We start from the raw sequence: 8,792 nt of genomic DNA, 5'->3' as shown, positions 1-8,792 counted from the left end.
TCCCTACTTCGGGCACGGCCGGGTCGATGCCGGCGCCGCGGTGCAGGCCGTTACGGCTACAGCGCCCATCGTGGACACTGAACCTCCGCAGGTCTCCATCCTGGAGCCACTGTCGGGCGCAACCGTGTCCGGACTGGTGCCAGTAGATATTGAAGCGACCGATAACGTCGGCGTGGTGCGCACTGAATTATGGGTCAACGAAACCAAAGTGGCGATTGACACATCCGAGCCGTTCGCTTTCTCGTGGGATTCCAACGGCACGCCCAATGGTAAGGCAACCCTTGTCGTCCACGCATTCGACGAGGCTAGCAATGCTGCCGCATCGAATGTTGTGGAAGTAAACGTGGATAATGAAATTATCACTGTAGATGAAGATACCGAGCCGCCTGTTGTCGAAATTATCAATCCAGCCGCAGGGGATGTGTCACACAATGTGACGATCACGGTCAATGCTTCCGATAACAGTGGTGATGCCGGTATTGCACTAGCGATTTATATTGACGGACAGCTTCTCGCGACAGGCGAAGGCAGCACGCTCAGCACCAACTGGAACACTCGACCAAGACGCGTTTCAGCCGGTGCGCATACGATTCAGGCAGTCGCACAGGATGATGCGGGCAACACTACCACAACATCCGTGAATGTGAACGTTATCAAATAACAGCACGATAATCCTCTGCTAACCTATCACCCCGGCCAGAACAGCAGTTTCTGGCTGGAGGAGTCAAACCAAAACCATTCAGAGCAGTATATTGATCGATATCGATCCACCCCCATTGAATCACCAAGGAGGCAAGCACCAACGGTCACGCAACCATTCGGCTGGACAGTGCGCAAGCGTACCCTTGACCGCATTCAAATGGCAAAGCGCATAGGGTGCGCTTGCGCACCGCTTAGCCGGTAATGCATCATTCCACAGCCCGGCCCAGGCTGCCGCCATGCATCCATCGCTCAATGCTGCCTGTTGCCAGGCAATTCTCCTGATACACTCCGGCATCGCACCGGATTGCTTCTGTGCGAAGCACCTCGCAAAACGGGGATAGCAGTTGGCGAAGGTCGCAGTAAAACTCTAACCACCGCCAGCATATCGCCTCGCATGACAAAAACCGGTGCGCAAGCGCACCCTACGCTGACCACATAAGTGGTAAGGCGCCTACAGGGCGCACTTACGCACCACAAGCCCGGAAATTGCCTGAGAACGCACGACTCAGCTATCGGGATAGCACGCCCTGTTGGGGGCAATTACATGGTTGCAACTGCTTTACGATACAGCCCAATCAAAGGGATGAGCATTAATAGCCAGGTGGCTGGTTCAGGTATACTGGCAACTCGAACAGCTTCCAGGCGAAATGACATATTCAGAGCATCCGGACTATCAACAGACCATGCACCGGTATCATTGTCACGATACCAGTTTCTATTATCACCCGCCTGGCTCTCCAGCCAATACCAATCCGATGCTCCGTCATTGTTGAAAATAGAGAGATAATAGTCCACTCCACCCTGCAATGACCAATTGAGACCAGCCACTTTATATTGGAAAACGGTTTCGCCAAAAAGATCGACAAACCCGCTATCCTTCCCCAGTCCAGTAAAAAAAGTTTCATACAGCGGCGGAAAACCTGGCGTTGGATTTCCGCCCCCGCCATCTCCGATAATGCGTACAGTAAATGACTCCGTTTCCGGCGCAGAAGGATCGTAACTGCCCCACCAGCTGATCGATGTCAAGATCACATCCTCTGCAAACCGGAAGTCCTCCGCAACCTGAGTGCCCGCAGATCCCACACTCAGGTAACCATCCCCCCCAACATCATGTCCAACATCAAAAAAATAAGGCGCCTGCTCCAAAACCAGCGCATTGACAGTAAATGGCACGCTGCTCAGCAGCACAACTAAAAATAGTTTGATAGCTTGCCCCATATTGTGATCACCTCTTGGTTTATTGTCAGAACTTCCCGGTAAAGGCTCTTGTCAATCCAAATCACCCCACTTGGACTGAAATTCTAATATATTCCCCGTCGTATCGAACAAAAATCCTGCTGCGGCGGATACCAACGAGTGTGCAACCTTCAAATTGGATGGTGCGCAAGCGCACCCGAGAATTGCGTTTTAGCTCCTACCGCTGTCAGAAAAATTTACATTTTCCAATCTGCGTTTTTCGTTTACAAGATTAATGCTAATAAATCAATAATATGTATACTTGGCATATTTATTGCTTTAATATAAACGGTATCAATAATACAGATTTTCTCAACCGAGACTCTCTAAAACAGCATACCAACAAGAAACAACCATAATCAGAGAAAATTCAAACGCCGGGCAACTGGCGTTTTTTTTTGATAACCACGAATGGGCACCAATCTACACGAATAACAGAGGCATGGATTCGCTCAGATGATTCAAGCGGGCCGGGATAAGGGGATGTGCGGAGGTAGCTGCGGGAGCACACGGCCTGGTTGTTCTGGCGGGTGAAGATTCTACAGCTAGGTTTTTACCTGGGTACTTGCGTTTATCCCGGGTTTGCGGTGCGTAAACGCACCCTTGGCAGACGTGTATTCGGCTCGATAAGCGGAATGGTTCATGATGGCGTCTTATTTCCTTGCATCATGAACCCATGCCGGAAGAGGTTAGGCCGCCATGCCATGATGACGCAGCAGCGCATCGATTTTGGGTTCGCGTCCGCGGAATGCAATGAATGATTCGAGCGCGGAGCGGCTGCCGCCAACAGCCAGAATCTCGTTCCAGAAGCGCGCGCCGGTTTGCGCGTTGACGACCTGGCCAGCACCATTCTCCTCGAACAGGCTATAGGCGTCGGCTGACAGGACTTCCGCCCATTTGTAGCTGTAGTAGCCCGCAGCATAGCCCCCGGCGAAGATATGAGCAAAGCTGCTGGGGAAGCGACTGAACGCCGGTGGAATGATGACAGCGACCTGGAGGCGAATGGCATCCAGGCATTGCATAACGGTCTGATCACCATGCGGATCGAAATCGGTATGCAAGTGCATGTCGAACAAGGCGAATTCGATCTGGCGCAGGGTTTGCAGGCCACTCTGGAAATTCCTGGCTGCGAGCATTTTGTCGAACAAGGCGCGCGGCAGCGGCATACCGCTTTCCACATGCGCGCTCATGTCGCGCACAACTTCCCATTCCCAGCAGAAATTTTCCATAAACTGGCTCGGCAGTTCGACCGCGTCCCATTCCACACCATTGATGCCGGAGACGCCCAGTTCATCGATCTGGGTCAGCAAGTGGTGCAGACCATGGCCGAATTCATGAAAGAGCGTGATCACTTCATCATGCGTGAACAATGCCGGACGCAGCTGGCCGTTGATCGTGACGGGCGCGGAGAAGTTGCAGGTCAAGTAGGCGACCGGGGTCTGGATTTCCGAGCGGCCGATCTCCGGCACCTCGATCCGCCGCCGGGTAATGGCGTCATCCATCCAGGCACCCCCACGCTTACCGGGGCGAGCGTAAAGGTCGAGGTAGAATTGACCGAGCAATTCTCCCTTGGCATCCAGAATGTCGAAAAATTTTACATCTGGATGCCAGCGTTGCACCGGGCGTTCCGCTTCATGGATGCGGATACCATAGAGCGCCTCCACCAGCTTGAACATACCAGGCAAGACCTTGTTTTCCGGAAAGTATTGTTTGACCTCCTGGTCGGAAAAAGCATAGCGTTCGATGCGCAGCTTCTCGCTGGCATAGGCCAGATCCCAGGCTTCGAGCTGATTCAGCTTCAGCTTATCGGCGGCAAATTGCGCCAGCTCCGCCAGATCCTTGTGCGCGTAAGGCTTGGCTTTAGCAGCCAGCTCGTTCAGGAAATCGAGCACTTGCTGGGGCGTTTCCGCCATCTTGGGCGCCAGCGAAACCTGTGCGTAATTGTCATAGCCAAGCAATCTGGCTTCTTCCTGACGCAAACGAAGGATTTGTTCGATCAAGGGCATGTTGTCGCGCCCCTCGCCCTGCTCCAGGCAATTTTCCAGCTCGCTTGCGCGCGTCGCGTAGGCGCGGTACATCTGCTCACGCAACGCCCGGTTATCCGCATATTGCATGACCGGCAGATAGGAAGGCGCGTGCAATGTGAATTTCCAGCCCGGCCGGGTGATCGCCGGATCCTGTTCGGCGGCATCCCGGGCTGCCTGCAGCACATCTGCCGGAATCCCCGATAACTGCTCCTCGTTTTCGATCAGCAGATGGAATGCGTTGGTGGCATCGAGCAGATTGTCACTGAATTTTGCATTCAACGCGGAGTGCTCTTCCTGAATCTGCATGAAACGGGCTTTTTCCTCGGTTGGCAGCTCCGCGCCGCCCAGCCTGAAATCGCGCAGCTGATTCTCGACCATTTTCTTGCGTGCCTGGCTCAGCCCATCGAAGTCGGCGCTTGCACGCAACTGCTTGAACTTCTCGAACAGCACCGGATCCTGCGAGATTTCGGCGTAATACTGGGTAATGCGCGGCAGGTTGGCGGTATAGATTTCGCGCAATTCGGGACTGTTCATGACGGCATTCAGATGCGACACCTGCCCCCAGGCACGCGCCAGGCGCTCATTCACATCCACCATCGGCTGTACGAAATCCTGCCAATTGGCCAATACTGACGGATGCCTGACGTTATTCAAAACGGTGCGGCAATCGCGCAACAACTCGTCGATAGCCGGTGTGATATGTGCGTTCTGGATTTCCTCGTAATGCGGAAGACCGGAAAAATCGAGCAATGGGTTTCTCATAATCAGATAATCAATTCGCGTAAGTTAAGGATGACAATTCGGCCGCGCAAGCATGCCGGGCGTGTTTACGCGCACGATACCCTCAGCGCGGCAAGCCAGCGTGACCGGAATCATAAACAATCTGCCCGCCTACCAGGGTGAATTTTACACGGCCGCATAATTCCATACCGAGAAAAGGTGTGTTCTTTCCCTGGCTTTTCAACCTCGAGGGACTGACCGTCCAATAGTCGTCAGGATCGAAAAGACACAAATCAGCCACTGCACCGGGGGCCAGGCGGCCTGCATCCACCCCCAGCACCCGGGCAGGTTGCAAGGTGACACGCGCGAGCGCATCGGCCAGCGGCAAGCGGCTCTCCTGCGCCCACTTCAGGACCAGCGGCAGCAGCAACTCCAGGCCAGTTGCACCAGGCGCGGACTGGGCAAACGGCACCAGCTTGGCATCGTCATCGACGGGCGCATGATCCGAGCAGATGGCATCGATCGTGCCATCCAGCAGCCCCGCGCGCAACGCATCGCGGTCGGCCACGCTTCTCAGCGGTGGCATGAGATGGCAATTGGTGTCAAAGAAGCCGATATCCATATCTGTCAAATGCACGTGATGAGCAGCCACATCACAGCTCAGCGCCAGGCCTAGTTGCTTGGCTGTCCGCACCAGGGCTACCCCCTCGGCACTGGAGATACGGCAAAGATGGACACGGGCGCCCGTTTCCTTCATCAAGGAGAGAATGTTGGACAGCGCGATCGTCTCCGCGCACACCGGAATCGCCGGCAGGCCCAGCCGGGTGGCAATTTCGCCCTCATGCGCCACGCCCAAATTGGCCAGATGCACATCCTGGGGATGCAGCCATACCGCAAAGTTAAAAGTGGCGGCATACTGCATCGCCCGCATCAGCACATGCAGATTGACAAACGGCGCATCCGCCTGGCTGAAGGCGATACAGCCCGCGTCATGCAGTTCGGCCATTTCCGTCAGCCGCTCGCCCTTGAGCCCCTGCGTCAGCGCCCCGACCGGATAGACGCGCGCCCGGTCGAGATTGCGGGCGCGATGCTTGAGCATTTCGACCAGTCCTGGCTCGTCCAGCGGCGGATCGGTATCGGGCGGACAGGCCAGACTGGTAATGCCGCCCGCCACGGCCGCTTCCTGCTCCGATTCGAGCGTAGCCATGTATTCCAGCCCCGGCTCACGCAGGCGCGCGGACAAATCAACTAGGCCGGGCGCAATGACCAGCCCGCTGGCATCGATTGTGCGGCAATTCTGGAAGCCTTCCGGGCAGGTATCGATCGACACGATTTTATCATCAGCCAGATAAAGCTGGCCGACCCGATCGAGACCGCTGGCTGGGTCGATTAAACGACCCTTCTGGATACAGATTTTCATGGCAAGTAGCGTTTTAGTTTCCGGCAAGAATAGACATAACTGCCATACGGACGGCAATGCCGAAATTGACCTGCGGCAGTATCACCGACTGGGTACCGTCCGCGACATCCGAGTCAATTTCCACGCCGCGGTTCATGGGGCCGGGATGCATCACGATCGCATCGGGCTTGGCGTGCGCGAGCTTTTCAGGGGTCAATCCGTAATATTTGAAATATTCCTCGCTGCTGGGCAAATGCGCCGATCGCATGCGTTCATGCTGCAGGCGCAGCATCATCAATACGTCCACATCCTTCAATCCTGATGCCATGTCATGGTAGACATGTACACCCAGACGTTCGACCCGAGCAGGCAGCAGGGTTTTCGGCGCGATCACCCGGATCTCCGGCACACCCAGCGTGGTCAACGCATGAATTTGCGAACGCGCAACCCGAGAATGCAGGATATCGCCGATAATTGCTACCCGCAGCGCCCGGAAATCCTGCTTGTAGCGGCGGATTGTAAAAACATCGAGCAAGGCCTGCGTGGGGTGGGCATGCCAGCCATCGCCGGCATTGATGACATGAATCTCGGGCCTGACATGTTTGGCGATCAGGTGCGCCGTGCCGCTCAGGCTGTGACGCACCACAAACATGTCCGCATGCATGGCCGAGAGATTGTCGACCGTATCCAGCAGCGCTTCACCCTTGGTTTGCGACGATACCGCCATGTTGAGATTGATGACGTCGGCAGAGAGACGTTTTGCCGCGATCTCGAAAGTGGTGCGGGTACGGGTGCTCGGTTCGAAAAACAAATTGAAGACCGATTTGCCCCGCAATAAAGGGATTTTCTTGACTTCCCGCTCGGTCACGCCAGTGAACGATTCCGCCGTATCGAGAATATGCTGCAGAATCGATGCGGGCAGTCCTTCCGTGGTGAGCAGATGCTGCAGTTCGCCATTTTTGTTCAGTTGCGGATGCGCACTCATGATCTTGGATGTCTAACTTAGATGTGGAAAAGCATGCGGGTTGATGGATAGAGAAAGCAGTCAAACGGCAGGATGAGCGCCGTCACCCGAAAGCCGGGAGTGGCCATATCACGCCAACGGCCACAGCAGGTTCAGCAATCTGCCGCAGCGCCCCGCCCGGACAAGGCGCCACTGACAATGTCGCGCAGACCCAGACTCAGCCGCCCGTCTTCGGCCTGTTTCAGTTCCAGCATGCTATTTGCCGGTAAAGACAGCGTTGTGCCGGTGTACTGCGCCGCAACCGGCAGCTCCCGGCCGCCTCTATCCACCAGCACTGCCAGATGAATGCTGGCCGGACGGCCATAGTCGAACAATTCATTCACAGCGGCGCGGACCGTTCTGCCGGTATAGAGCACATCATCCACCAGGATGATATGGCTGTTTCCGACTTCGAACGGTAGCTGCGAGGGTTTGACCTGCGGGTGCAGCCCTATTTTACTGTAGTCATCACGATAAAAAGAAATATCCAGCACACCTAACGGGGTCTTGACCTGCAATGTCTGATGGATGCGTTGCGCCAGCCAGGCGCCGCCGGTATGGATCCCGACGATAATTGTATCATCGGCGACAGCCGGCCGGAGTTGCGCGATGAGTGCGGCAAGCAATTGTTCTGCGTCAGGAAGCGGCATAGGAAGCATCGAAAAAGGATTGAAGGATATGCTGGGCGGCAATCTGGTCGATCATCGGCCGTTGTTTTCTGCCCGAGACACCTGCTTCCTCTAGCGCGGAACGGGCGGTGATCGTCGTGTAGCGCTCATCGACCAATACGACCGGCACGCCAAAACGGCCTTCCAGGCGTCTGGCAAAACGGCGGCACAAATGGGTCAGCTCATGCTCCGTCCCGTCTGCATGGACAGACAGCCCCACCACCAGCAGCACCGGCTGCCAGGTTTCAAGCAACTCGGCAATACTGTCAAAGCGCAGTTTCGTCACGACCTGATCGATGGTTGTCAACGGATGCGCCAAGCGCAATTCATATTCACCGATGGCGACCCCTATCCGCCGCTTCCCGAAATCGAACGCAAGCACGGTGCCGGATGACGCGTTGCGGGAAAGGGATGCCAGACCTTCGTTCATGCGCATAACGGCCCTGATCGCTCGCCAGGGAGTATCTCAGGCATGGCCGACTTCATTGGATAAATTGCTGAAATCGATGCCGAGCGATTGCATGGCAGCAGGCAGCCGTTGCTCGGTCGATAGCTCGAACAGGATTTGCGCCGAGGCGGGAACCGTCAACCAGGCGTTTTGCGCCAGCTCCTGTTCAAGCTGGCCGGCTGACCAGCCTGAATAACCCAGTGTCACCAGCATTTTTTCAGGGCCTTGACAATCCGCAACCGCCTGCAGGATATCGATGGAAGCCGTCAACCCTATGGTCGTATTGGCGGATAGTGTCGTTTTCCAAGATCCGATAGGTTGGTGCAATACGAACCCGCTGTCGATTTGCACCGGTCCGCCCAGCAGCACCATCGAATCCGAAGGCGTGACTGTCTTGGGCGACATGCCGAGTTGTTTCAGTAATTCCTCGACCGAGAGGGTGGTCGGGCGATTGACCACCAGTCCCAGCGCACCTTGCTCATTGTGTTCGCAAATATAGGTCAAGGTCTTGGCAAAGAAGGAATCTTCCTGGCTGGGCATGGCAATCAGAAAATGATCGGTGAGATTGACGTTTTGCATCACAGCGTTG

The 8,792-nt window shown here is 55.6% G+C and carries 8 protein-coding genes and 1 pseudogene; 1 reads left to right on the top strand and 8 read right to left on the bottom strand.

Going from position 1 to position 8,792, the window contains the following annotated elements; all coding sequences use genetic code 11:
* Window positions 1-40: 40 nt before the first annotated feature.
* Window positions 41-538: pseudogene (locus tag ABTW62_RS04295) on the top strand (Ig-like domain-containing protein); the annotation flags it as partial.
* A 243-nt stretch (window positions 539-781) separates the two neighbouring features.
* On the opposite strand, the gene ABTW62_RS04290 reads toward ABTW62_RS04295, so the two are convergent.
* From ABTW62_RS04290 to ABTW62_RS04255, 8 genes are all read right to left on the bottom strand, one after another.
* Window positions 782-997 (bottom strand): hypothetical protein, encoded by a 216-nt coding sequence (locus ABTW62_RS04290; RefSeq protein WP_430903349.1) that lies wholly within the window; start codon window positions 995-997, stop codon window positions 782-784.
* A gap of 245 nt (window positions 998-1,242) precedes the next feature.
* Window positions 1,243-1,920 carry a hypothetical protein gene (locus ABTW62_RS04285; RefSeq protein ID WP_430903348.1) on the bottom strand — a complete coding sequence of 226 codons (678 nt, stop codon included), beginning with the start codon at window positions 1,918-1,920 and terminating at the stop codon, window positions 1,243-1,245.
* 707 nt (window positions 1,921-2,627) lie between these two features.
* Window positions 2,628-4,727, bottom strand: coding sequence for a M3 family metallopeptidase (locus ABTW62_RS04280; protein WP_430903347.1), 2,100 nt, complete (start codon window positions 4,725-4,727; stop codon window positions 2,628-2,630).
* Between the two features lie 82 nt (window positions 4,728-4,809).
* The gene (locus ABTW62_RS04275; protein WP_430903346.1) at window positions 4,810-6,105 is read right to left on the bottom strand and encodes a dihydroorotase; all 1,296 of its coding nucleotides are present in this window, start codon (window positions 6,103-6,105) and stop codon (window positions 4,810-4,812) included.
* Window positions 6,106-6,118: 13 nt separating this feature from the next.
* Window positions 6,119-7,069 (bottom strand): aspartate carbamoyltransferase catalytic subunit, encoded by a 951-nt coding sequence (locus tag ABTW62_RS04270; RefSeq protein ID WP_430903345.1) that lies wholly within the window; start codon window positions 7,067-7,069, stop codon window positions 6,119-6,121.
* 131 nt (window positions 7,070-7,200) lie between these two features.
* Window positions 7,201-7,737, bottom strand: a complete 537-nt coding sequence (gene pyrR, locus ABTW62_RS04265) for a bifunctional pyr operon transcriptional regulator/uracil phosphoribosyltransferase PyrR (RefSeq protein WP_430903344.1) — start codon at window positions 7,735-7,737, stop codon at window positions 7,201-7,203.
* Window positions 7,724-8,191: a Holliday junction resolvase RuvX gene (ruvX, locus tag ABTW62_RS04260; protein WP_430903343.1), complete on the bottom strand. Its 468-nt coding sequence runs from the start codon at window positions 8,189-8,191 to the stop codon at window positions 7,724-7,726. The genes pyrR and ruvX overlap by 14 nt, the downstream gene beginning before the upstream one ends.
* A gap of 30 nt (window positions 8,192-8,221) precedes the next feature.
* Complete coding sequence (locus tag ABTW62_RS04255; protein WP_430903351.1) at window positions 8,222-8,782, bottom strand: YqgE/AlgH family protein; 561 nt, start codon at window positions 8,780-8,782, stop codon at window positions 8,222-8,224.
* Window positions 8,783-8,792: the final 10 nt, after the last annotated feature.

The sequence above is a fragment of the Nitrosomonas sp. ANs5 genome, assembly GCF_050584665.1.
In the GTDB taxonomy this organism is placed as follows: Bacteria; Pseudomonadota; Gammaproteobacteria; order Burkholderiales; family Nitrosomonadaceae; genus Nitrosomonas.
This window is presented reverse-complemented; position numbering and strand designations above follow the sequence as displayed.